This is a genomic window from Streptomyces mobaraensis NBRC 13819 = DSM 40847 (genome assembly GCF_017916255.1).
Taxonomy (GTDB): domain Bacteria; phylum Actinomycetota; class Actinomycetes; order Streptomycetales; family Streptomycetaceae; genus Streptomyces; species Streptomyces mobaraensis.
Window position 1 is genome coordinate 870,107 of sequence record NZ_CP072827.1, and the last position, 25,507, is coordinate 895,613.

At 77.7% G+C, this 25,507-nt stretch carries 2 protein-coding genes and 1 pseudogene; all 3 read right to left on the reverse strand.

The genetic code is table 11. The features are described from left to right. Positions 1-2: 2 nt before the first annotated feature. Positions 3-6,179, reverse strand: a pseudogene (locus J7W19_RS03250) (type I polyketide synthase); the annotation flags it as partial. A 103-nt stretch (positions 6,180-6,282) separates the two neighbouring features. Further along, entirely contained in the window at positions 6,283-16,776 is a 10,494-nt protein-coding gene (locus J7W19_RS03255) for a type I polyketide synthase (RefSeq protein ID WP_004951699.1), read from the reverse strand. Between the two features lie 75 nt (positions 16,777-16,851). After that, positions 16,852-25,275 (reverse strand): type I polyketide synthase, encoded by an 8,424-nt coding sequence (locus tag J7W19_RS03260; RefSeq protein ID WP_210455271.1) that lies wholly within the window; start codon positions 25,273-25,275, stop codon positions 16,852-16,854. Positions 25,276-25,507: the final 232 nt, after the last annotated feature.

Genomic DNA, 25,507 nt, shown 5'->3' on the forward strand with positions numbered 1-25,507 from the left:
GTTCAACCGCGGTCTGCGGTGCGCAGCTCTCGAAGCGCTTCGAAGAGCTCGTCGTCGGTGGCGGTGGCGAAGTCGTCGTGCGGGCGGGCGTCGTGGCCGGTTTCCGGGGCCGGGTGCGCGGAGCCGTGGCCGGTTCCTTCGGGGCGGTCCGCGTCCCAGCGGGACAGCAGGTCCTTCAGGCGGCGGGCCACCAGCTCCCTGGTCCCGGCGTCGGCGGCGTACGGGGCCAGGGCGGCCTCCAGCCGGTCGAGTTCCCCGGCGACGGGGCTGTCCGGATCGTCGGCGGGTGCCGCGGCGGCGAACTCGGCGCAGAGGTGGTCGGCGAGGGCGGCCGCCGTCGGGTAGTCGAAGATCAGGGTGGTGGCGAGGGGCAGCCCGGTGGCCTCGTGCAGCCGGTCGCGGAGTTCCAGGTCGGCGAGGGAGTCCAGGCCGAGGTCGACGAAGCCGCGGTCGGGGGCGATATCGGCGGGGGTCGCCTCGCCGAGGACGGCGGCGGCGTGCGTCCGGACGAGCCCGAGCAGGGCGCGCCGGCGCTCGGCCGCCGGGAGGGCGGCGTAGCGGTGGCCGGGCGCGGCCTGCCGGTCGTCCGTCGGCTGGTTGTCCGTCGGCCGGTCGGCCACCGGCTGGTCGTCCGTCGGCCGGTCGTCCGTCGGCCGGTCGCCCGCGCCCGTGTCCGGCGCGGGCCGGGCCCGCCGCGCGTCGCCGGTCAGCGCCCGGAGCAGCGCCGGGGGCTTCCCCTGCTCCGCGACCCGGGCCGGGTCGAGCCGGAGGGGCAGCAGGACCGGCTCGTCGTGCGCGGCGGCGGCGTCGAGCAGCGCGAGGGCGTCGTCCGTCGCCAGCGGCAGGACGCCCGACCGGCCGAGCCGCGCCCTGCCGGTCGCGTCGAGCGCGTCGGTGAGCGCGCTGCTCCGCTCCCACAGCCCCCAGGCCAGCGACTGCGCGGGCAGGCCGCGGGAGCGGCGGTGGTGGGCGAGGGCGTCCAGGTAGGCGTTGGCCGCGGCGTAGCCGCCCTGCCCGGCGGAGCCGAACGTCCCGGCGGCGGACGAGAACATCACGAACGCTGCCAGATTCTGATGATCAGTCAGCTCATGCAGGTGCCGGGCGGCGTCCGCCTTGGGACGGAGGACGGTGTCGAGTCGCTCGGGCGTCTGCGCGTCCAGGACGCCGTCGTCGGTCACGCCCGCGACGTGGTACACGGCCGTCAGCGGGTGCGCCTCCGGTATGCCGGCGAGCAGCGCGGCGAGCGCGGCACGATCGGAGACGTCGCAGGCGGCGACGGTCGCCTCGGCGCCGAGTGCGGCCAGTTCCTCGGCCAACTCGGCCGCGTCGGGCGCGTCCTGGCCCCTGCGGGTCGCGAGCAGCAGCCTGCGCGCCCCGGCGCGGGCCAGGTGGCGGGCGACCTCGCCGCCGAGCGCGCCGGTCCCGCCGGTGACGAGTACGGTGCCGTGCGGGTCGAACGGGCGGGAGCCCGCTCCCTCCGCCCCGGCCGCCACCAGCCGCGGGACCAGGACCTCCCCGCCGCGCGCGGCCGCCTGCGGCTCGCCGCTGTCCAGGACGGCCCGCAGCACGCGCCCGTCCACGGGGGCGTCGGTGTCGAGCAGCACGAACCGCCCCGGGTGCTCGGCCTGCGCCGTCCGCAGCAGCCCGAGGGCCGCCGCGGCGGCCGGGTCGGGCACGTCCTCGCCGGGCCGGACGGCCAGGGCGCCGCGTGTGACGACGACGAGCGTCGCTCCCGCGAATCGGGGGTCCGCCGGCCAGGAGCGGGCGAGATCCAGGGCGGCGTGCGTGGCGGCGCGCAGCCCCTCGGGGCCGCCGGCCCCGGCGGGCAGGACGTGAACCAGCGTACGGGCGACGGTCGTTCCCTCGCCGACGGCCGCGCCGAGGGCGGCGAGATCCGGATACCGGACGACGGCCCCGGGCAGGTCGACCACCGGTGCGCCGTCGGTGCCGGGAGCACCGATCACGGCGACGGACACCTCGGGGGCGGGGGCGCCCCGGCCTGAGGCGGCGGGCCCTTCCTGCGGGAGGGCGGTGGCCGAGGCGGGGGCGGCGGGCTCGCGCCGCTCGTGGGTGCCGGCGGCTTGAGCGGCACCGGACGCGGCCCCGTCCCGGCCGACGCCGGCGGGTACCAGAGCCGAGGCGGACGCGGCGGGCTCCCCGACTCCGCCCCGCCCGAGGGCACCGGACGCACCAGCCGAGCCGCACGCAGCCGACCCGCCCCGGCCGACGCCGGCGGGCGCCGGAGCCAAGGCCGAAGCGGCGGACCTCCCGGCCCCATCCCGCCCGAGGGCACCGGACGCACCAGCCGAGCCGGACACAGCCGAACCGCCCCGGCCGGAAGCGGTGAGCGCCTGCACCGGCAGGGCGGACGCGGCCTGGCCCGCGGGAGGGTTCTGGCCGGGGGCCGCGGTCACGGGGATCCAGTGCACGCGGTAGAGGGCAGCCTGTGCGCCCTCCGCGTTTCCCCCGCTCGCTTCCGTCTGCGCACCGGTGAGCACCTGCCCGTCCCGTACGGTTCGCAGGACGACCGCGCCCGCCGAGGCGATCGGGGTGCCCGCCGGGTCGGCGAGGTCCAGGGCGACGGTGTCCGGGCCAGTGCGGGTGAGGTGGACGCGGAGGGCCCCGGCGCCCGCGGTGTGCACGGACACGTTCCGCCAGGCGAAGGGGAGTTGAGGCGCCTCGTCGCCGCCCTCCGTGAGCACGCCGAGGGCCTGCAGGGCGGCGTCGGCGAGGGCCGGGTGGAGGCGGTAGCGGGCGGCCTCGACCTGCCGGTCGTGGTCGAGGGCGGCCTCGGCGAAGACCTCGTCGCCGAGGCGGCGGAGGGAGCGCAGGCCGCGGAAGGCGGGCCCGTAGGCGTAACCGCGTGCGGCGGCCCGCTCGTAGAAGGCGGTGACGTCCGTCTCGGCGACGGCCTCCGGGGCCGGGCGCATCAGATCGTACGCGGCACCCCGCGCGTCCTCGGCCAGGGTGCCGCTCGCGTGGCGGGTCCAGTCGGCGCCTTCGGCGCACGCGTCGAGGGTGAGGCGGCGGCGGCCGGACGCGTCCGGGCCGGTGACGGCCAGCCGGAGGCGGACGCCGGCGTCGCCGACGACGAGCGGGGCGTGCAGGGTCAGTTCCTCGACCAGGCCGCAGCCGGCCCGCTCGGCGGCCCACAGCGCGAGCTCCAGGCAGGCCGTGCCGGGCAGCAGCGTCCGGCCGAGGACGGTGTGGTCGGCGAGCCACGGGTGGGTCCGCGCGGACAGCCGTCCGGAGTACAGCACCCCGTCGCCGTCGGGCAGTTCGACGGCCGCCGCCAGCAGTGGGTGATCGACGGCGCCGAGCCCGGCGGAGTCGACGTCCCCGGTGGCCGGGGAGTCGTCGAGCCAGTAGCGGCGGCGCTGGAACGGGTACGTCGGCAGGTCGACGCGGCGGAGGCCGGTGGCCGGCAGGGCGGCGGACCAGTCCACGGCGGCGGCGCGGACGTGCACGTCCGCGAGCGAGGCCAGCAGTCCCCGGGCGCCGCCGTCCGCGCGCAGCGCGGGGACGGCGAACGAGTCCGGACCGGCTGCCTCGGCCAAGGCGTCGAGGCCCGCCCCCAGGACGACGAACACCGTCCGGCTGCGGCCGACCAACTCGCGTACAGCGGCGGCGAGTCCGCGCGGCGACCGGTCGGCGTCGGGCCGCCAGTCGGTCCCGCCGGAGGCCGTACGGAACGGCACCTCCGCCGGGCGGGGCGACACGGCGTCGGCCGTGCCGCCGAGCACCGCGCGGGCCCCGTCCTCCAGCGACAGCGCGCCTGCCACGCAGGCCGCCGCGATCTCGCCGGTCCCGTCACCGACGACCGTCGACGGCCGGACACCGTGGTGGCGCCAGAGCGCGGCGAGGGAGACGGCGACGGCCCAGCGGGCTGCGCGAACGCCGGTGCCGCCGGCCGAGTCGACGCTCGCGGACCGCCCGGCCGCGCCGGCGGCATCGACAACCGCCTCCGCCCCGTCGGCCCCACGGGCCCCTTCAGCCGCCCGAACCGCACCGGCGCCACCGGATGTCCCGACCGCCTGCGCGTCGTCGACCGCCTTCGCCTGAGCGTTCGCCGGCGCCGCGTCGGACGCGTCAGACGCGTCGATGCGACCGGTCTCGCCGACCCTCCCGAACCCCTCCGCCGCAGTATCCGCGCCGCCCGAGCCGACGCTCGCGGACCGCCCGGCCTCGCTGGCCCCGTCGGCCCCGTCGGCCCCACGGGCCCCTTCAGCCGCCCGGACCGCACCGGCGCCGCCGGATGTCCCGACCGCCGCGATCAGCTCCCGCAGCACGTCCGCCGCTGGCCGTCCCGTCGCGCCCGCAAGCGCCCCGGCGCACTCCGCCATGTGGCGGGCGAACACCGGTGACTCGGCCAGCAGGCGGCGTACCGCGTCCCCGGACCCGACGCCGTCGTCCGGGAAGAGGAAGGCGACCTTGGCGGCGCCGCGCGCCGTGCCCGTCGCCGCTCCGGGAGCGGGCTCCCCGGCCGCCAACGCCACGATCTCCGCGCGGAGTTCGGTGCGGTCCGTGCCGACGGCCACCGCGCGGTGCTCGAAGACCGAGCGGCCGCGGGCGAGGGCCGCGCCGATGTCGGCGGCCGACTCGTCGGGGTGGGCGTCGAGGTGGGCGAGAAGGCGCGCGGCCTGGTCGCGGAGGGCTTCCGGGGTCTTGGCGGACAGGGGCCAGGGCACCGCCGACACCACGGACGGTTCCGCCTCGGCAGCGACGCTCTCGCCGGAGCCGGCGGCTCCGGAGTCCGACCCGGCGGCTCCGGCGTCCGTCCCTGCGGCTCCGGCGTCCGACCCGGCGGCCGGGGTCCCAACCGCCTCCGGCGCCTCCTCCAGCACCACGTGCGCGTTCGTCCCGCTCACGCCGAACGACGACACGCCCGCCCGCCGGGGCCGCTCCGCCGCCGGCCACGGCGTCGGCTCGGTGAGCAGGGACAGGGCGCCCGCCGACCAGTCGACGTGCGGCGACGGCTCGTCGACGTGCAGGGTGCGCGGCAGGACGCCGTTGCGCAGCGCCATCACCATCTTGATGACGCCGGCGACACCCGCCGCCGCCTGCGCGTGCCCGATGTTGGACTTCACCGAGCCGACCCGCACGGGCCGGTCGGCCGGCCGGTCCTGGCCGTAGGTCTCCAGCAGGGCCTGCGCCTCGATGGGGTCGCCGAGGGTGGTGCCCGTGCCGTGGGCCTCCACGGCGTCCACGTCGGCCGCCGCCACCCGGGCGTTGGCGAGCGCGTCGCGGATGACGCGCTGCTGGGCCGGGCCGCTGGGGGCGGTGAGGCCGCTGCTGGCGCCGTCCTGGTTGACGGCGCTGCCGCGGATGACGGCGAGGACCGGGTGCCCGTTGCGCCGGGCGTCCGACAGCCGTTCGAGGACGAGCATGCCGGCGCCCTCGCCGAGGGCGGTGCCGTCGGCCGCGGCGGCGAACGCCTTGCAGCGCGCGTCGGCGGCCAGGCCGCGCTGCCGGCTGAACTCGACGAGCGCCATCGGCGAGGCCATGACGGTGACGCCGCCCGCCAGCGCGACGGCGCTCTCGCCGAGCCGCAGCGACTGGCAGGCGAGGTGCAGGGCCACCAGCGACGAGGAGCAGGCGGTGTCGACGGTGACGGCCGGGCCCTCCAGGCCGAGGGTGTAGGCGACCCGGCCGGAGGCGACACTCGCGGCGCTGCCGTTGCCGATGTAGCCCTCGAACTCGGGCGGGACGCGCCGCAGTCGGGACGCGTAGTCCTGGTAGATCACGCCGGCGAAGACGCCGGTGCGGCTGCCGGCCAGCCCGGCCGGGTCGATGCCGGCGCGCTCCAGGGCCTCCCAGGACGTCTCCAGCAGCAGCCGCTGCTGCGGGTCCATGGCCAGCGCCTCGCGTCCGCTGATGCCGAAGAAGCCGGCGTCGAACCGGTCGGCGCCGTCGAGGAAGCCGCCCTCGCGGACGTACACCCGGCCGTGCCGGGCGGGGTCCGGGTCGTACAGCTCCGGGTCCCAGCCCCGGTCGGCGGGCAGGGCGGTGATCGCGTCCGTGCCGGCCGCGACCAGTTCCCAGAGGTCCTCGGGCGAGCGGACGCCGCCGGGGTAGCGGCAGGCCATGCCGACGACGGCGATGGGCTCGCGGACGCCGGCCTCGGCCTCGTGCAGCCGCTGCCGGGTCCTGCGCAGGTCGACGGTCAGGCGCTTGAGGTAGTCGAGAACCTTTTCGTCACTGGTCATGTCGCTTGTGGCCCTTCTCTGGCACGAACAGTTCCCGGGTGCCGGGCGGGTTGGTCGGCGCCGCCCCGCCCGGCGGTCAGGACCTGCGCAGTTCGTCGTCGACGATGTCGAGGAGCTCGTCGAGGGTCGCCGCGGTCACCGCGTCGTCGTCCCCGGCGGCGGGTTCCGCGTCGTTCTTCAGCTCGGTCAGCAGGTCGCGCAGCCGGGCCGCGATCCCGGCGCGGCCGGGGTCGCCGGCCGGCAGGGCACGGACAGCGGCCTCCAGGCCGTCGAGTTCCGCGAACCCGGGCCGGGGCGCGGCCTGTTCGTCCGTCACCAGCCGGGACCGCAGGTGCCGGGCGAGCGCGTCCGGGCTGGGGTGGTCGAAGGTGAGCGTGGCCGGCAGCCGCAGTCCGGTGGCGGCGGCGAGCCGGTTGCGCAGTTCGACGGCGCGCAGCGAGTCGAAGCCCGCTTCGAGGAAGCCCCGGCCGGTGTCGACCTCGTCGGGGGAGGCGTAGCCGAGGACGGTCGCCACGTGGGCGCGGACGAGGTCGAGCAGGACGCTCCCGCGCTCGGCGGGCGGCAGCCCCGCCAGCCGGGCGGCCAACCCGCCCTCGTCTACGGCGGGTTGGGCGGCTGCCGCCCGGCGCCCGGCCGGTGCCGCGAGCGCCCGCAGCAGCGGCGGCGGGGTGCCGGTGCCGGCCCGGAGGGCGGCGAGGTCCAGCCGGGCCGGGAGGACGAACGCCCGGTCCTGCCCGAGGGCCGCGTCGAAGAGGGCGAGCCCCTCGGCGGCGGTCAGCGGCAGGACGCCGGAGCGCCGCATCCTGGCCCGGTCGGCGTCGTCCATCGCGCCGGTCATGGCGCTGGCGTCGGCCCAGTGGCCCCACGCCATCGACAGGCCCGGCAGGCCGAGCGCCCGCCGGTGGGCGGCGAGGCCGTCCAGGAAGGCGTTGGCGGCTCCGTAGTTGGCCTGCCCGCCGTTGCCGAGGGTGCTGCCGGCACCGGAGAACAGGACGAACATCGACAGCCCCGCGTCCCGCGTCAGCTCGTGCAGGTGCCAGGCCGCGTCGGCCTTCGGCCGCAGGACCGCGCTCACCCGGTCCGGGGTCAAGGCGGTGACGACGCCGTCGTCCAGGACACCGGCCGCGTGGACGACGCCGGTCAGCGGCGGTTCGGCCGCCGCCACGACCCGCGCCAGCGCGTCCCGGTCGGCGACGTCGCAGGCCACGGCCGTCACCCGGGCGCCCAGCGCGGTGAGTTCGGTCACCAGCTCGGCGGCGCCCGGCGCGTCCGGGCCGCGCCGCCCGGCCAGCAGCAGGTTCCGTACGCCGTGGACGGTCACCAGGTGCCGGGCCAGCAGGCCGCCCAGCGTGCCGGTGCCACCGGTGATCAGCACGGTCCCGTCCCCGGGCGCGACGGCCGGCGCGTCCGCCGCTCCCGCGCGGGCCAGGCGCGGGACGAGCACCCGGCCCGCCCGGACGGCCGCCCACGGCTCGTCCGCGAACGGCACGGACGCCAGGGCGCGGACGGACGCGGGCTCCCTGTCGAGGTCCACGGCGGCGAACCGTCCCGGGTGCTCCACCCGCGCGGACCGCAGCGCGCCGTGCACGGCGGCGGCCGGCAGATCGGTGACGTCCTCGCCCTCGACGGCGCTCACCGCGCCGCGCGTCACCCACACCAGGCGGGTGTTCTCCAGGGCGGGGGCGGCGAGGCAGTCCCGGAGGACGGCCAGGGCCCGGTGGACGGCGGTGTGGGTGGCGGCGGCCGGGTCGGCGCCCGCCTCCGTCCAGGGCAGCAGCAGGACGTCCGGGGCCGCTTCGGCCGGCAGGCTCGCGACGTCGGGGTGGACGGCGGCGGAGGTGCCCGCGTCCGCCAGGGCCGCCGCCAGGGCGTCGGCCTCGGGCGAGGAGCCCAGCACGGCCCAGGTGCCGCCCTGTCCCCCGGCCCGCTCGGCGGGCTCGGTCCAGTCGAGCCAGTCGATACGGAACAGCGCGTCCCGTACGCCCGTCGCCGCGTTCCGCAGTTGCTCGGGCCGGACGGGCCGGACGGCGAGCGACGCGACGGAGGCCACCGGCCGGCCGGTGGTGTCGGTCGTGGTCAGCGACACCGTGTCCGGGCCGGTCCGGGCGAGCCGGACGCGCAGCGCCGTCGCGCCGGTGGCGTGCACCTCGACGCCCGTCCAGGCGAACGGCAGCCGGACCTGGTCCACTCCGTCCAGCAGGGTGGTGTGGAGGGCGGCGTCGAGCAGCGCCGGGTGGACGCCGAACCGGGCGGCGTCCGCCTGCTGTTCGGGGTCCAGCCGGACCTCGGCGAGGAACGCGTCCTCGGTCCGCCACGCCGCGCGCAGCCCCTGGAAGGCGGGGCCGTAGCCGAAGCCGTCGGCGGCCAGGCGCTCGTAGAGTCCGTCGAGGTCCACGGGGATCGCCGCGGCGGGCGGCCAGGCGCCGGCGGCCGGGGCGGCCGGCTCCGCCGCGGGGGCGGTGCCGAGCGTGCCGGTGGCGTGGCAGACCCAGCCGTCGTCGGTGAACTCCCTTGCGGAGGTGGCGGATCGGGAGTGGATGCCGACCGGCCGCCGTCCGTCGCCGTCGGGCGCGCCGAGCCGCACCTGCACGTCGACCGCGCCGGTCTCGGGCAGCACGAGCGGCGCCTGGAGCGTCAGTTCCTCCAGGGTGCCGCAGCCGGCCTGGTCGCCCGCGTACGCCGCGAGTTCGACCAGCGCGGTGCCGGGCAGCAGGACCGTGCCCCAGACGGCGTGGTCGGCGAGCCAGGGGTGGCTCTCCGTCGACAACCGCCCGGTGAACAACAGTCCTTCGCCCCCGGCCAGGGCCACGCCCGCGCCCAGCAGCGGGTGTCCGGCGTCGGCCAGTCCGGCCTGCCCGACGTCCCCGGCCGGACGCGGGGCGTCGACCCAGAACCGCTCGCGCTGGAAGGCGTAGGTGGGGAGGTCGACGCGGTGCCGGGCGCCGGCGGGGAAGACGGTGGTCCAGTCGACGGGGAGGCCCTGGGTGTGGGCCTCGGCGAGGGAGGTGAGGAAGCGGCGCCGGCCGCCCTCGTCGCGGCGCAGCGAGCCGACGACCACGGCCGGGACGTCGGCGTCCTGCGCGGTCTCCTCGATCCCGACGGTGAGGACGGGGTGGGCGCTGCACTCCACGAACGCCCGGTGCCCGGCGGCCAGCAGCCCCTCGACCACCGACTGGAAGCGGACGGTGCCGCGCAGGTTGCGGTACCAGTAGTCCGCATCCAGCCCGGCTGTGTCGACGACCTCGCCCGTGAGCGTGGAGTGGAAGGGGACGGTTCCGGTACGGGGACGGATGTCCGCGAGCTCCCGGCGGATGCGCTCCCGGATGCGCTCGACGTGCGCCGAGTGCGACGCGTAGTCCACCGGCACCCGCCGCGCCCTGATCTCCTCGCCCTCGCAGTGCGCCAGCAGCTCGTCCAGGGCGGCGGCCTCGCCCGACACCACCGTGGAGCGCGGGCCGTTGAGCGCGGCGACGGACACGCGTCCGTCCCACGCCGCGATCAGTGCCTCGGTGCCGGCGGCGGGCAGGGCGACGGAGACCATCCCGCCCTCCCCCGCGATCTCCAGCAGCGCCCGGGAACGCAGGGCGACGACACGAGCGCCGTCCTCCAGCGACAGACCCCCGGCGACGCACGCGGCGGCGATCTCACCCTGCGAATGCCCCACCACGGCGACGGGCTCCACACCGGCCGACCGCCACAGCGCGGCCAGCGACACCATCGCCGCCCACAGCACCGGCTGCACCACATCCACGCGATCCAGCCCCGGAGCACCCGGCACCTGCCGCAGCACACCGGTCAACGACCAATCCACGAACGGCGCCAAAGCCCGCTCACACTCGGCGATCCGCCCGGCGAACACCTCCGAGGAATCCAGCAGCTCCACGGCCATCCCGGCCCACTGCGACCCCTGACCCGGGAACACGAACACCGGACCGTCGGACTCGACGACCGAGGCCACCCCGCTCACCACACCGGCGGCGGCGACCTCGCCGCCCGCCAACGCCCGGAGTCCATCGCGCAGTTCGCCGATTCCGTCCCCGACGACCACCGCCCGGTGCTCGAACGCCGACCGTCCCGACGCCAGCGTCCAGCCCACCCGCGCCGGGTCGGCGTCCCCGACGGCGTCGGCGAGCCGGGCGGCCTGCGCCCGCAGGGCCTGCGGCGAGCGGGCGGAGACGGCCCAGGGCAGGACGCCGGTGCCGGCCTCGGGCTCGTCCGCGGGCGCGGCGGCGGGCTCGTCCTCCGGCGCCTGCTCCAGGATGACGTGGGCGTTGGTGCCGCTGATGCCGAAGGCGGAGACGCCGGCGCGGCGCGGGCGGCCGGGCGTGTCCGGCCAGGCGCGCTGCTCGGTCAGCACCTCGACGCCGCCCGCCGACCAGTCCACGTGGGTGGACAGTTCGCCGACGTGCAGGGTGCGCGGGAGGACGCCGTGCCGCAGCGCGAGCACGGTCTTGATGACGCCGGCGACGCCCGCGGCGGCCTGGGTGTGGCCGATGTTGGACTTCACCGTGCCGAGCCAGAGCGGCCGGTCGGCGGGACGCTCCTGGCCGTAGGTGGCGAGGAGCGCCTGGGCCTCGATCGGGTCGCCGAGCTTGGTGCCCGTGCCGTGTGCCTCGACGGTGTCCACGTCGGCCGCCGCCACCCGGGCGTTGGCCAGGGCCTCGCGGATGACGCGCTGCTGGGAGGGGCCGTTGGGGGCGGCGAGGCCGTTGGAGGCGCCGTCCTGGTTGACGGCGGAGCCGCGGACGACGGCGAGCACCTGGTGGCCGTTGCGGCGGGCCTCGGAGAGGCGTTCGAGCAGGACGACGCCGGCCCCCTCGGAGAGGCCGAAGCCGTCGGCGTCGTCGGAGAACGCCTTGCAGCGGCCGTCCCGCGCCAGCCCGCGGAGCCGGCTGAAGCCGACGAACGCGTCCGGGGTGGGCATCACGACGCTGCCGCCGGCGAGCGCCAGCGAGCAGTCGCCGGTGCGGAGCGCCTGGCAGGCGAGGTGCAGGGCGACCAGCGACGACGAGCAGGCCGTCTCGACGGTGACCGCCGGGCCCTCCAGGCCGAACGCGTAGGCGAGGCGGCCGGAGACGACGCTGGTGACGCTGCCCGTCACCACGTAGTCGCCGATCTCGCGCGGCGCGTCCTGGGGGCGCGGGCCGTAGCCGTTGGTCATGGCGCCGATGAACGAGCCGGTGGCGCTGCCGCGCAGGGCCTCGCGGCCGATGCCGGCCCGTTCGAACGCCTCCCAGGCGGTCTCCAGCAGCAGCCGCTGCTGCGGGTCCATGGCGACGGCCTCGCGCGGGCTGATGCCGAAGAAGCCGGCGTCGAAGCGGTCGGCGCCGTGGACGAAGCCGCCCTCGCGGACGTAGCTGGTGCCGAGCCGGTCGGGGTCGGGGTCGTAGAGGTCGTCGAGGCGCCAGCCGCGGTCGGCGGGGAAGCCGGACACGGCGTCGCCGCCGGTGGCGACGAGCCGCCAGAGGTCCTCGGGGGTCTCGACGCCGCCGGGGAACCGGCAGGCCATGCCGACGATCGCGATCGGGTCGTCGTCCGCCGCCGGGAGGGCGGGGGCCGGGGCCGCGGGGGCGGCGGGGGCGGGCGTGTCGCCGAGGATCAGGCCGGCGAGGTGGGCTGCGAGGGCGAGGGGGGTCGGGTAGTCGAAGACGAGGGTGGCGGGGAGCCGCAGGCCGGTGGCCGAGGCCAGCCGGTTGCGCAGCCCGACGGCCGTCAGCGACTCGAACCCCAGCTCCTTGAAGGCGCGTTCGGCGCCGATGGCGTCGGGCGCGGAGTGGCCGAGGACGGCCACGGCGTGCGTCCGGACGAGGTCGAGCAGGGCGCGCCGGCGGTCGGCCGGCGACAACCCGGCAAGCCGGTCGCGCAGTTCGGCGCCCTCGCCGGCGGGCGCGGCGCCGGCCGTGCCGTCGTCCTTGGCCGGGCGGGCCTGCGGCAGGTCGCGCAGCAGGGCGCTGGGCCGGGCGGAGGTGAAGAGGGGGACGAAGCGCTCCCAGTCGATGTCGGCGACCGCGACGAAGGTGTCGCGGTGGTCGAGGACCTGCCGCAGGGCGGCGAGGGCGAGGTCGGTGCGCATCAGGGGCAGGCCCTGCTCGCGCACGCGGCGGCGCCGGTCGGCCACGTCCAGGCCGTGGTCCTCCCAGGTGCGCACGGCGTCCTCCCAGACGCCCCAGGCCACGGTGGTCAGCGGGAGGCCGCGGGCCCTGCCGTGCTCGGCGAACGCGTCGATGGCGGCGTTGGCGGCGGCGTACGCGGCGTGCTCGCCGCTGCCCCAGACGCTCGCGATCGACGAGAACATCACGAAGGCGTCGAGTTCGGCCGGGTCGAGGAGATCGGCCAGGTGCCGGGCGCCGGCCATCTTGGCGCCGACGGCGTCGGCGAGGGCGTCGTACGTGGTGGTGTCGACGCGGTCCAGCTCGATGTGGGCGGCCGTGTGCAGCACGGTACGGACGGTGCGGCCGTCCTCCGCGAGCCCGGCGAGCAGGGCGGCGACGGCGGCGCGGTCGGCGAGGTCGCAGGCGGCCAGGGTGACGTCGGTGCCCGACGCCGCCAGCTCGTCGCGGAGTTCGCGGGCGCCGGGGGCGTCGGCCCCGCGGCGGCTGACGAGGACGACGTGCTCGGCCCCGGAGGCGGCCAGCCACTCGGCGAGCCGCCGGCCGAGCACTCCGGTGCCTCCGGTCACCAGGACGGTGCCGCGCGGCTTCCAGTCACGGGCCGGCCGGGCGTCGCCGAGCGGCGCGGCGAGCATCCGCCGGGCGAACAACCCGGCGGGGCGGACGGCCAGTTGGTCTTCGGCGCTCTCGGCGGCGCCGGTGGCCCGGCGGGCGGCCGCACTGCTCGGTACGGCGGTCCCGGCGGCCGATCCGGCGGTGCCACCGCCTGATGCGGCGGTCCCGATGGCCGATCCGACGGCGTCACCGCCTGATGCGGCGGCCCCGATGACCGTCCCGACGGCGCCGGCGCCCGATTCGACGCTGCCGATGACCGTCTCGGCAGCCTCGGCGCGCGGCACGGCCGTCCCGGCTCCCGTCCCGGCCGGGCCGCCCGTCGCCGGGCCGCCGGCCGTCAGTGCCGCGCAGAGCCGGTCGAGGGTCCGTTCGTCCGGGTCCGTGTCGGCGGGCAGGTCCAGGAGGCCGCCCCAGCGCTCGGAGTGCTCCACCGCGACGACCCGGCCGAGGCCCCAGACCTGGGCCTGGACCGGATCCGCCGGCGGGTCGGACGGGCCGGTGGCGACCGCGCCGCGCGTGGCGCACCACAGGGGAGCGGTGACGCCCGCGTCGCCGAGCGCCTGCACCAGGCCGAGGGTCAGGAAGACGCCGGTGCCGGTGTCGGGGCGGTCGGCCCACGGCCGGGTGTCCAGGGCGAGGAAGGACAGCACGCCCGCCGGTTCCGCGCCGGCCAGGGCGGTGCGGACGGAGTCGGCGAGGGCGTCCCGGCCGGCGTCCGCCGCGGGCGGCGAGACGGTGACGACGGAAGCGCCGCAGGTCGTCAGGGCGTCCACGGCCGCCGTCGGCCACGGATCGTCCCCGAGTCCCTCGGGCAGGACCACCAGCCAGGTGCCGGACGGCCCGGCGCCCGCGGCGCCGACGGGCTTCCAGCCGATCCGGTAGCGCCAGCCGTCCACGGCGTCGCGCTCGCGGCTCCGCCGCCGCCAGGAGGACAGGACGGGGAGGAGGGAGGCCACGGAGGTGCGCTGTTCGTCGTCCTCCACCCGCAGGGCGGCGGCGAGGGCGTCGGCGTCCCCGTCCTCGACGGCGCTCCAGAAGCCGGCCTCCGGCCCGTCGGCGGAGGACCCGGCCGCGTCCGGCGCGGTCTCCTCGAGCCAGTAACGGCGGTGCTGGAAGGCGTAGGTGGGCAGGTCGACGAGGCGGCGGGCGCCGCCGGAGAAGAGGGAGGGCCAGTCGACGGCGAGGCCCCGCGTGTACGCCTCGGCCATGGAGGTGAGGAAGCGGCGCCAGTCGCCCTCGTCGCGGCGCAGCGAGCCGACGACGACGGCGGGGACGTCCGCCTCCTGCGCGGTCTCCTCGATCCCGACGGTCAGCACGGGGTGGGCGCTGCACTCGACGAACGCCCGGTGCCCGGCGGCCAGCAGCCCCTCGACCACCGACTGGAAGCGGACGGTGTTGCGCAGGTTGCGGTACCAGTAGTCGGCGTCCAACCCGGCGGTGTCGAACACCTCGCCGGTCAGGGTGGAGTGGAACGGCACGGACCCCGAACGCGGCCGGACGTCCGCCAGTTCGTCCCGGATCCGTTCGCGGATGCGCTCGACGTGCGCCGAGTGCGACGCGTAGTCCACCGGCACCCGCCGCGCCCGGATCCCGTCGCCCTCGCAGCGTTCCAGCAGTTCGTCCAGCGCGCCCGCGTCCCCGCACACCACCGTGGAGTGGGGGCCGTTGAGCGCGGCGACGGATATTCGGCCGTCCCACGCGGCGATCAGTTCCTCCGCCGCGGCGGCCGGCAGCGCGACGGACACCATGCCGCCTTCGCCGGCGATCTCCAGCAGCGCCCGCGACCGCAGCGCCACCACCCGCGCGCCGTCCTCCAGCGACAGCCCGCCCGCCACGCACGCGGCGGCGATCTCGCCCTGCGAATGCCCGACGACGGCGGCGGGTTCGACGCCCGCGGACCGCCACAGCTCGGCGAGCGACACCATCACCGCCCACAGCGCCGGCTGGACGACGTCCACCCGGTCGAGCCCGGGAGCGCCGTCCGCGCCCCGCAGCACGTCCACCAGCGACCACTCGACGAACGGTGCGAGCGCCCGCTCGCAGTCGGCCATCCGCCCGGCGAACACCTCGCTGGAGCCGAGGAGTTCGACGGCCATGCCGAGCCACTGCGAGCCCTGGCCGGGGAAGACGAAGACGGGCCGGCCGAGGGAGCCGCCGCCGGTCGTCCCGGTCACCAGGGTGGGGGCGGCGTCGCCGGTGGTGAGGGCGGTGAGGCCGGTGAGGAGTTCCTCGCGGTCGCCGCCGATGACGACGGCGCGCTGTTCGAGGGCGGTGCGTCCGGTGGCCAGCGACCAGCCGACCTCGCCGGCGGGCCACTCGGGGTGGCCGGTGACGTCCGCGCGCAGTCGGGCCGCCTGCTCGCGGAGGGCCTCGGGGGTGCGGGCGGAGAGCAGCCACGGCAGGACGCCGGAGCCGTCGGCCACCGCGCCGGCGCCGGTGGGCTCGTCGGCGCCGTCGGCGGGGGCCTGTTCGAGGATGACGTGGGCGTTGGTGCCGCTGATGCCGAACGAGGAGACGGCGGCCCGGCGCGGCCGGGCGGCCTCGGGCCAGGCCCGCTCCTCGGTGAGCAGCGCGACGCCGCCGGCGTCCCAGTCGACGTGCGGGGTGGGCTCGTCGACGTGCAGGGTGCGCGGGAGGACGCCGTGGCGCAGCGCCATCACCATCTTGATGACACCGGCGACGCCCGCGGCGGCCTGGGTGTGGCCCAGGTTGGACTTGAGCGAGCCGAGCCACAGCGGCCGGTCCGCCGGGCGCCCCTGGCCGTAGGTGGCGAGGAGCGCCTGCGCCTCGATCGGGTCGCCGAGCTTCGTCCCCGTACCGTGCGCCTCGACGGCGTCCACGTCGGCCGGGGTGAGCCGGGCGCCGGCCAGGGCGTCGCGGATGACGCGCTGCTGCGCCGGGCCGTTGGGGGCGGAGAAGCCGCTGCTGCCGCCGTCCTGGTTGACGGCGGAGCCGCGCAGGACGGCGAGGATCCGGTGGCCGTTGCGGCGGGCGTCGGAGAGCCGTTCGAGGAGCAGGACGCCGGCGCCCTCGGCCCAGCCGGTGCCTTCCGCGCCGGCGGCGAACGAGCGGCAGCGGCCGTCCGGGGAGAGGGCGCGCTGCCGGCTGAACTCGACGAAGCCGAGGGTGTCGGCCATGACGGTGACGCCGCCGGCCAGGGCGAGCGTGCACTCCTGGCGCCGGAGCGACTGGCAGGCGAGGTGGGCGGCCACCAGGGAGGAGGAGCAGGCGGTGTCCACGGTGACCGCGGGGCCTTCGAGGCCGAGGGTGTAGGCGATGCGGCCGGAGACGACGCTGCCCTGCCCGCCGGTCATCAGATAGCCCTCGAGGTCTTCGGGGGTCTTGCGCAGGCGGGACGCGTAGTCCATCTGCATCACGCCGGCGAACACGCCGGTGCGCGTGCCGCGGACGGACGACGGGTCGATGCCGGCCCGTTCGAACGCCTCCCAGGCGGTCTCCAGCAGCAGCCGCTGCTGCGGGTGCATGGCCGTGGCCTCGCGGGGGCTGATGCCGAAGAAGTCGGCGTCGAAGCGGTCCGCGTCGTGGACGAAGCCGCCCTCCCGGACGTAGGTGCGGCCGGGGGTGTCGGGGTCCGGGTCGTAGAGGGCGTCGACGTCCCAGCCGCGGTCCTCGGGGAACGGGGTGATGGCGTCGGTGCCGGTGGCGACGAGCCGCCACAGGTCCTCGGGGGACCGGACGTCACCGGGCAGGCGGCAGGCCATGCCGACGATGGCGATGGGCTCGGACTGCGCCTCGGTCAGCTTGCGGTTCTGCTGCCGGAGCTGCTCCGCCTCCTTGAGGGAAACCCTCAGCGCCTTGATGACTTCTTCGCTGGATGCGGTCACAGCTCACTCCGAAGGTCGGTTCCGTGCCGGTCTGTTGTCGTCGGGTCGGTGGTCGTCGAGCCGGTCGCCGCCGCGTCAGTTGTCACCGAGTGCCACCCGAACGAGGCTCTGGAGGTCCATGCTGTCCAGGTCGGCCGCGTCGCCCTCGCCGTCGGGCGTGCCGTTCTCCTCGCCGACGGGGACCCCGGCGGCCTCGGCGAGCCGCAGCAGGTCCGGCAGCAGGCCGGCCTCCTGGAAGCGGGCCAGCGGGACGGCCGCGAGGGCGCGGCGGAACTCCCGCTCGTCGGGCAGGGTTTCGGGCGGCCCGTCGGGCGCCGCGGGGCGGAGCTCCGCGTGCAGGTAGCGGCCGACCGCGGCCGGGGTGGGGTGGTCGAAGATCAGGGTGGGGGGCAGCCGGCGGCCGGCGGCGGCGCCGAGCCGGTTGCGGAACTCCAGGGCCGTGAGGGAGTCCAGGCCGAGTTCCAGGAAGCCCCGGTCGAGGTCGAGGGTGTGCGGCGCGGAGTGGCCGAGGACGTCGGCGAGCCGGCCGCGGACGAGTTCGAGGAGGACGCGCTCGCGTTCGGTGTCCGGGAGCCCGGCGAGCCGCTGTTCCAGGGGCTCCTCGGCCGGCTCGGCGGGCCGCCGGGCCGGGGCCTTGACGAGACCGCGCAGCAGGGCGGGAACCTCGGCCCCGGCCCGGGCGCCCGCGGTGTCCAGCCGGGCGGGCACGAGCAGGGCGCGGCCTTCGTTCCCGCCGGCCGCGACGGCGGCGTCGAAGAGGGCGAGGCCCTGGTCGACGGCCATGGGCAGCAGCCCGGCGCGGCTCAGCCGGCGGACGTCGGCGTCGTCCAGGTGGCCGGTCATGCCGCCGGCCTCCGCCCAGAGGCCCCAGGCGAGGGAGAGGGCGGGCAGGCCGTGGGCGCGCCGGTGGTGGGCGAGGGCGTCCAGGAAGGTGTTGGCGGCGGCGTAGTTGGCCTGCCCGGCGGTGCCGAGGATGCCGGCGGCGGAGGAGAACAGCACGAAGGCGTCCAGCTTCTGATGCCTCGTCAGCTCGTGGAGGTGCCAGGCGGCGTCCGCCTTGGGGCGGGTGACGGTGTCCAGCCGGTCGGGCGTCAGGGCGGCGACGACGCCGTCGTCCAGGACGCCGGCCAGGTGCACGACGGCGGTCAGCGGCGGCTCGGCGGCGGCCACGACCGCGGCCAGGGCGTCCCGGTCGGCCGCGTCGCAGGCCGCCACGGTCACCCGGGCGCCCAGGGAGGCCAGTCGGTCCTCAAGCTCCGCCGCGCCCTCGGCGTCCGGGCCGCGCCGGCTGACGAGGAGCAGGTCGCGGACGCCGTGGGCGGTGACCAGGTGGCGGGCGAGCGTCCCGCCGAGCAGGCCGGTGCCGCCGGTGAGGAGGACGGTGCCCCCGCCGCCGAAGCCGGACGCGCTCTCGGCGGCGGTGGCCCGCGCCAGTCGGGGTACGCGTACCTCGCCCCCGCGGACGGCGAGTTGGGGCTCGTCGGCGGCGGCCAGGGCGCGCAGCAGGGCGGCGGCGGCCGGTCCGGTTCCGTCGGTGTCCAGCAGGGTGATGCGGCCGGGGTTCTCGGTCTGCGCCGAGCGGGCCAGGCCCCAGACGGGTGCGTGCGCCAGGTCGGGGACGTCCTCGCCGGGGGCGGCGGCGACCGCGCCCCGGGTGAGCAGGACCAGGCGGGAGGCGGCGAACCGTTCGTCGGCGAGCCAGGACCGCACCAGGTGCAGGGCGTGGTGGCCGGCCGTCCGCGCGGCCTCGGCGGCGTCCTCGGGCTCCGGCGCGCCGGGCTCGGGGAGCAGCGGGACGAGGACGACGCCGGGGGCGGGGGTGCCGTCGGCGACGGCCCGGGTGAGGGCCGCGAGGTCCGGGTGGGCGGTGGCGCGGGCGCCGGCGCCGCTCAGGGCCCCGGCGAGGGCGTCGGCCCCGGGCCCGGCCACGGCGAGGCGCGCGGCGGGGGCCGGCGCGGCGCCGTCGGGCAGGGCGGTCCAGGTGAGTTCGTGGAGCGGCGGGCGGGTGCCGCGCGCGGCGGCGCGCAGTTGCTCCGGGGTGACGGGCCGCAGGGTCAGCGAGGCGACGCGGGCGGCCGGGCGGCCGGTGGCGTCGGTCGCCTCCAGGGACAGGGTGTCGGTCCCGGTGCGGGAGAGGCGGACGCGGAGCGTGGTGGCTCCGGCGGCCGTCGCCGTCACGCCCGTCCAGGCGAAGGGCAGGCGGACGCCGTCGGCGCCGTCGAGCAGGCTCGCGTGCAGGGCCGCGTCGAGGAGCGCGGGGTGGACGGCGTAGGCGTCGGCGTCGCCGTGCGCTTCCTCGGGGAGCCGGACCTCGGCGAGGAGGTCGTCGCCGTGCCGCCAGGCGGCGGCGAGCCCCTGGAAGACGGGCCCGTACTCGAACCCGGTGGCGGCGAGCCGGCCGTAGGCCCCGTCCAGGTCGACGGGGGTGGCACCGGGCGGCGGCCAGGCGGCGGGGAAGGGCGCCGGGGCGGGGGCGCCGGCGCCGGCGCGGTTCCACGTCGTCCCGGCGGCGGCGGAGCCGCGCTCCACGGCGGCTCCGCCGGGGGCGCCGCCCGCGTCCCCGGTCCACGGCTCCCGCGCGCCACCGGCGGGCGAGCCGATGGCGCCGGAGGCGGCCCCGGCCGGCGCGAGCACGCCGGTGGCGTTCCGCGTCCACGTCTCCCCCGCCTCGTCCGGCGCGCCGGGCGCTCCGGAGGAGCCGGGTTCCGGGCGGGAGTGGACGGTGACGGGCCGGCGGCCGTGTTCGTCCGGCTCCCCCGCCCTGACCTGGACGGTCACCGCCGCGTCCGCCGGGTCGGCGGGGAGGACCAGGGGCGCCTCCAGCGTCAGTTCCTCGACGGTGTCGCAGCCGGTGCCGGCGCCCGCCCGCAGGGCCAGTTCCACGAGGGCGGTGCCGGGGAGCAGGACGGTTCCGCGGACGGCGTGGTCGGCGAGCCAGGGGTGGGTGGCGAGGGAGAGCCGGCCGGTGAGGACGGTGCCGTCGCCGCCGGCGAGGGTGAGGCCGGCGCCGAGCAGCGGGTGGCCGGCGCCGGCGAGCCCGGCCTCCCGGAGGTCACCCGTGGTCCGGGGCGCAGTGGCCCAGAACCGTTCGCCGCGGAACGGGTAGGTGGGCAGCTCGGGGGTGAAGCGGCGGGCGTGCTCGGGGAACAGCCGGGCCCAGTCCACCGGCAGCCCGCGGGTGTACGCCTCGGCGAGCGAGGTGAGGAACCGGCGCGGCCCGCCCTCGTCGCGGCGCAGCGACCCGGTGACGACGGCCGGGCGCCCGGCCTCCTCCGCGGTCTCCTCGACGCTCACGGTGAGGACGGGGTGCGGGCTGCACTCGACGAACGCGTGCCGGCCGCGCTCGGCGAGCTCCCGGACGGCGGGCGCGAACCGCACGGTGGTCCGCAGGTTGGTGTACCAGTACGCGGCGTCGAGCCGGGCGGTGTCGGTGATCTCGCCGGTGACGGTGGAGTGGAAGGGGACGGTCCCGGTACGCGGCCGGATGCCGGCCAGGTCGGCGAGGATCCGGTCGCGGATGCGCTCGACCTGGGCGGAGTGGGAGGCGTAGTCGACGGGGATGCGCCGCGCCCGGGTACCCCGCTGCTCGCAGCGGGTCAACAGGTCGTCCAGGGCGGCGGGTTCGCCGGAGACGACGGTAGACAGCGGCCCGTTGAGCGCGGCCACCGACACCCGTCCGCCGTATCCGGCGATCAGCTCGGCGGTGGCGTCGGCGCCGAGGGAGACGGCCACCATGCCGCCGTCGCCCGCCAGTTCCTCGCGGATGACCCGGGAGCGCAGGGCGACGACGCGGGCGCCGTCCTCCAGCGACAGGCCCCCGGCGACGCAGGCGGCGGCGATCTCGCCCTGGGAGTGTCCGACGACGGCGACCGGTTCCACGCCCGCCGACCGCCACAGCCCGGCGAGGGAGACCATGACCGCCCACAGGACGGGCTGGACGACGTCCACCCGGTCCAGGCCGGGGGCCCCGGGGCGCCGCCGGAGCACGTCAATCAGCGACCAGTCCACGAACGGGTCGAGCGCGCGTTCGCAGGCGGCGACCTGTTCGGCGAACTCCACGCTGGAGTCGAGGAGTTCGACGGCCATGCCCGCCCACTGCGAGCCCTGTCCCGGGAACACGAACACCGCTCCGGCGAGCGGCTCCGCCGTGCCGGTGACGGCCTCGGGAGCGTCCTCACCCCGGGCGACGGCCTCCAGGCCGCGCCGCAGCTCGTCCCGGCCGTCGCCGACGACCACCGCGCGGTGCGGGAACGCCGACCGTCCGGCCGCCAGCGACCAGCCGGCCGCCGCCGGGTCGTCCGGGGCGCCGGTCGCGAGGCGTCCGGCCTGCTCCCGCAGGGCCTCCGGGGTACGGGCGGAGACGACCCACGGCACGACGCCCGCGCCGCCCCCGTCCTCGGCCGGCGTCCCGTCGTCCGGCGCCTGCTCGACGATGACGTGGGCGTTGGTGCCGCTGATGCCGAATCCGGAGACGCCCGCGCGGCGCGGCCGTCCGGTGTCCGGCCAGGGCCGCTCCTCGGTCAGCACCTCGACCGCGCCCGTCGACCAGTCGACGCTCGGCGACGGCTCGTCGACGTGCAGGGTGCGCGGCAGGACGCCGTTGCGCAGCGCCATCACCATCTTGATGACGCCGGCCACGCCGGCCGCCGCCTGGGTGTGCCCGATGTTGGACTTGAGCGATCCCAGCCACAACGGCCGTTCCGACGACCGCCCTTGACCATAGGTGGCGAGCAGCGCCTCCGCCTCGATCGGGTCGCCGAGCCGCGTCCCCGTCCCGTGCGCCTCGACCGCGTCGACCTCGTCGGCGGCCAGTCCCGCGGCGGCGAGGGCCTCCCGGACCAGGCGTCGCTGGGCCCGGCCGTTGGGGGCGGTGAGTCCGTTGGAGGCGCCGTCCTGGTTGACGGCGGAGCCCCGGATGACGGCGAGCACGGGGTGGCCGTGGCGGCGCGCCTCGGAGAGGGGTTCCAGCAGCAGGAGCCCGACGCCCTCGCCCCAGGCCGTGCCGTCCGCCGCCGCCGCGAACGCCTTGCACCGCCCGTCGGGGGCCAGCCCGCGCTGCCGGCTGAACTGGACGAACAGGCCGGGCGCCGACATCACCGTCGCCCCGCCGGCCAGGGCGAGGGAGCACTCGCCGCGCCGCAGGGCCTGGCAGGCGAGGTGCAGGGCGACCAGGGACGAGGAGCAGGCGGTGTCCACGGTGAGCGCGGGCCCGTCCAGCCCGAGCACGTACGACAGGCGCCCGGAGAGGACGCTGCCCTCGGTGCCGGTGAGCAGGTGGCCCTCGATGCCCTCGGCCGGTTCGTACAGGCGGGGGCCGTACTCCTGCCGCATGGCGCCGACGAACACGCCGGTGTCGGACGAGCGCAGTCCGGCCGGGTCGATCCCGGCGCGCTCGCACGCCTCCCAGGCGGTTTCCAGCAGCAGCCGCTGCTGCGGCTCCATGGCCAGCGCCTCGCGCGGGCTGATGCCGAAGAAGTCGGCGTCGAAGCGGTCGGCGTCGTGCAGGAACGATCCGTGCCGGACGTAGGTGGTGCCGGGCCGGTCGGGGTCGGGGTGCTGGAGGGCGCCGAGGTCCCAGCCGCGTCCGGTGGGGAACTCCGAGCGGGTCTCCCGGCCTTCCGCGACCAGCCGCCACAGGTCCTCGGGGCTGCGGACGTCCCCGGGGAAGCGGCAGCCGATGCCGACGATGGCGATCGGTTCGTCGGCGTCCGGGCGCCCGGCGGTCCGGCGGGCGGCGGTGGGCTCGGGACGCGGGTCGAGCAGCAGTGTGCGCAGGTGCTCGGCGAGGGCGGCGGGCGTCGGGTGGTCGTAGAGCAGGCCGGTCGGCAGCGGGAGTCCGACGGCGTCCCGGAGCCGGTTGCGGAGGGCGACGCCGGCGGCCGAGTCGAGGCCCAGCTCGCGGAAGGTGCGGTCGTCCCCGGCGGCGGGCCCGGTGCCACCGAGGAGGGCGGTCGCGTGCGCGCGGACCAACTCTTCGAGCACGCACCGCTGTTCGGGCAGGGAGAGCGGGGCGAGGCGGCCGGCGAGGGCGGAGCCGGAGTCCGGCTCGGGGGCGGCGCTCCGGAAGGGGTACGAGGGCAGCTCCACGCGCCGCGCCGCGGCGAGGCCGGGCAGGGCCGTCCAGTCGGCGCCCACGCCGTGGGCGTGGAGTTCGGCGAGCGCGGTGAGGAAGCGGCCGGGGCCGCCGTGGTCCCGGCGCAGCGTCTCCACGACGACGCCGTCCGCGCCGGCGTCGTCGAGCGTGTCCTGGAGGCCGACGGCGAGGACGGGGTGCGGGGAGACCTCGGCGAACGCCCGGTGGCCGGCCCGGACGAGCGCGCGGGCCGCCGCGTCGAAGCGGACCGGCTCGGTGATGTTGCGGCACCAGTAGGCGCCGTCCAGTTCGCGGGTGTCGAGGCGGTCGCCGGTGACGGAGGAGTAGAACGGTATGCGGGACGGTCCCGGCGCGATGCCGCGCAGCTCCGCCGTCAACCAGTCGTGCTGCGACCGTAGTTGGTGCGAGTGGGCGGCGAGCCCGTTGCTCAGCTTCCGGGCGCGGACGCCGTCCGCCGCGAGTTCGTCCAGCAGCTCGGCGACGGCCGGGCGCTCCCCGGAGACCAGGGTGGCGCGCGGGCCATTGGCGCCGGCGAAGACCAGCCGGTCGCCGAACCGGGCGAGCCTGGGCGTCAGTTCGTCGGGGGTCAGGAGGACGGAGGCCATGTCCCCGCTCCCGGCCAGGCGGGCCTGCGCCGCGCTCCAGGGCACGACGACGCGGGCCGCGTCCTCCAGGCTCAGCGCCCCGGCGACGTGCGCGGCGGCGATCTCCCCCAGGCTGGCGCCGACGACGGCGGCGGGCTCCACACCGTGGGCGCGCCAGAGGGCGGCGAGGGCGACCATGACGGCGAACAGCACCGGCTGGACGACGTCCACCCGCCCGGTGTCGGGTCCGCCTTCCGCGCCACGCAGGACGTCGAGGAGGGACCAGCCGGTCAGCGGGTCGAGCACGGCGGCGCAGGCGTGCAGCCGGTCGCGGAACACCGGGGAGCGGTCGAGGAGTTCGCGTGCCATGCCGGGCCACTGGGTGCCCTGCCCGGGGAAGACGAACACGGCCCGCCCGCCGTCCGCCCCGCCGGGCACGGCCACGCCCCGGACGATCGCGGGGTCGCTGTCGCCCGCCGCGAGGGCGGTCAGGGCCCGCACGGCGTCGGCACGGTCGGCGACGAGCAGGACGGCCCGGTGCGGGAACAGGGGCCGGGTGGCGGCCAGCGAGAGGCCGACGTCGCCGAGCGCGTCCTCGGGACGCTCCTCGACGTGCCGCGCCAACCGCCCGGCCAGGGCCCGCAGCGCGCCTTCACCGCGCGCGGAGACCGTCCAGGGGACGGGGACGGGAGCCACGGCGCCGGACGCCGGGCCCGTGGTGTCGGACACCGGGAGGGCGGCTCGCGTCGCGACCGGTTCACGCACGGCCCGTTCCGTCGCGACCGATCGCGGCGTCGCCGGCTCTCCCGACGTCGCTTCGCCCGCGGCCGGTCGCGGCGCGGAGGGTTCCCAGGCGGCCGGTTCGCGCCCGGCCCGTTCCGTCGCAGCCGGTCGCGGCGTCGCCGACTCCCCCGACGTCGCTGCACCCGCGGCCGGTCGCGGCGCGGGCGATTCCCAGGCGGCCGGTTCGCGCACGGCCCGTTCCCTCCCGGCCGGTTCCGCCAGAGCCGCAGCCTCGCCGAGCGCCCGGTCCGGCCCGCCCGCCGCAACGGCCGCCGCCGCGGCAGCGCCCGGCGCCTCCAGTCGGACGCCGTCGACGGTCGCGCCGCCCCGGTCGCCCCCGGCCACGCCCGCCAGGGCGGCGAGGAAGTCGGCGACGCGGTCGCCCTCCGCGTACTCCGCGGCCGCGGGCCCGCCTTCGGCGGCGAGCCGCACCACGCAGTGGACGCGGTCCCCGTCTCGCACCGCGTGCGACCACGGCTTGAGGACGACGGCGAAGGCGGCGGACGCGGGCGTCGAGCCGAGGCGCGCGGCACCGGCCACGGCGAGGGCGTGCCGGCCGGCGCGCAGTTCGCGGACCGCGCGGGCGACGGCGGGCCCGTACGCCGGTTCCGGCGCGGCGCCGGTCCCGGTCAGGCGGAGGGCGGCGGCGACGGTCTCCACCGCCGCGCCGGACGGAACGGAACCGGGACCGCCGCCGAGGAAAAGGCCGGCCGGGACGCCGTGCGCCCCCGGCACGATCCCCGCGTTCTCCAGCGCCGCCCAGCCGAGTTCCGCCAACAGCCGGGATTCCGCACCGAGCCGTCCCGCCGCTTCCGCGGAAAGACCGAAGAATTCCGCGTCGAACAATGCGGGATCGCACCAGGAGTCGGCGTGCGGAGCCGGCTCCTCGGCAATTCCGTCACCCGGCCCGCCGGCAAGCGTCAACCGTATGTCCGCCGGGTCCAGGGCCCACGGCGTGCGGCCGGCCATTCCGACGACGGCCACCGCCTCGTCGGGGGCGAAGGGCGGTTCCGGCGCAAGGCGATCGGAATTGCTCATGGGTCTACTCCCCGTTACCCGGCTGCGCTCTCGGACATGAATAGGACGCGGCCCTTCACCGCTTTCTTTCCGGACTTCTCCGGACGACTCCGGGCACCCTAGCGCGACCGTCTTGGCACCGTCTTGAAGCCGTCTTGGATCGCTCTTGGACGGCGAACCGGTGACGGAGGAAACAAGAAAGAAACAATGGGGTTCACGGAATTACGGCGGTGAAATCCACCGCGCCCGGTCG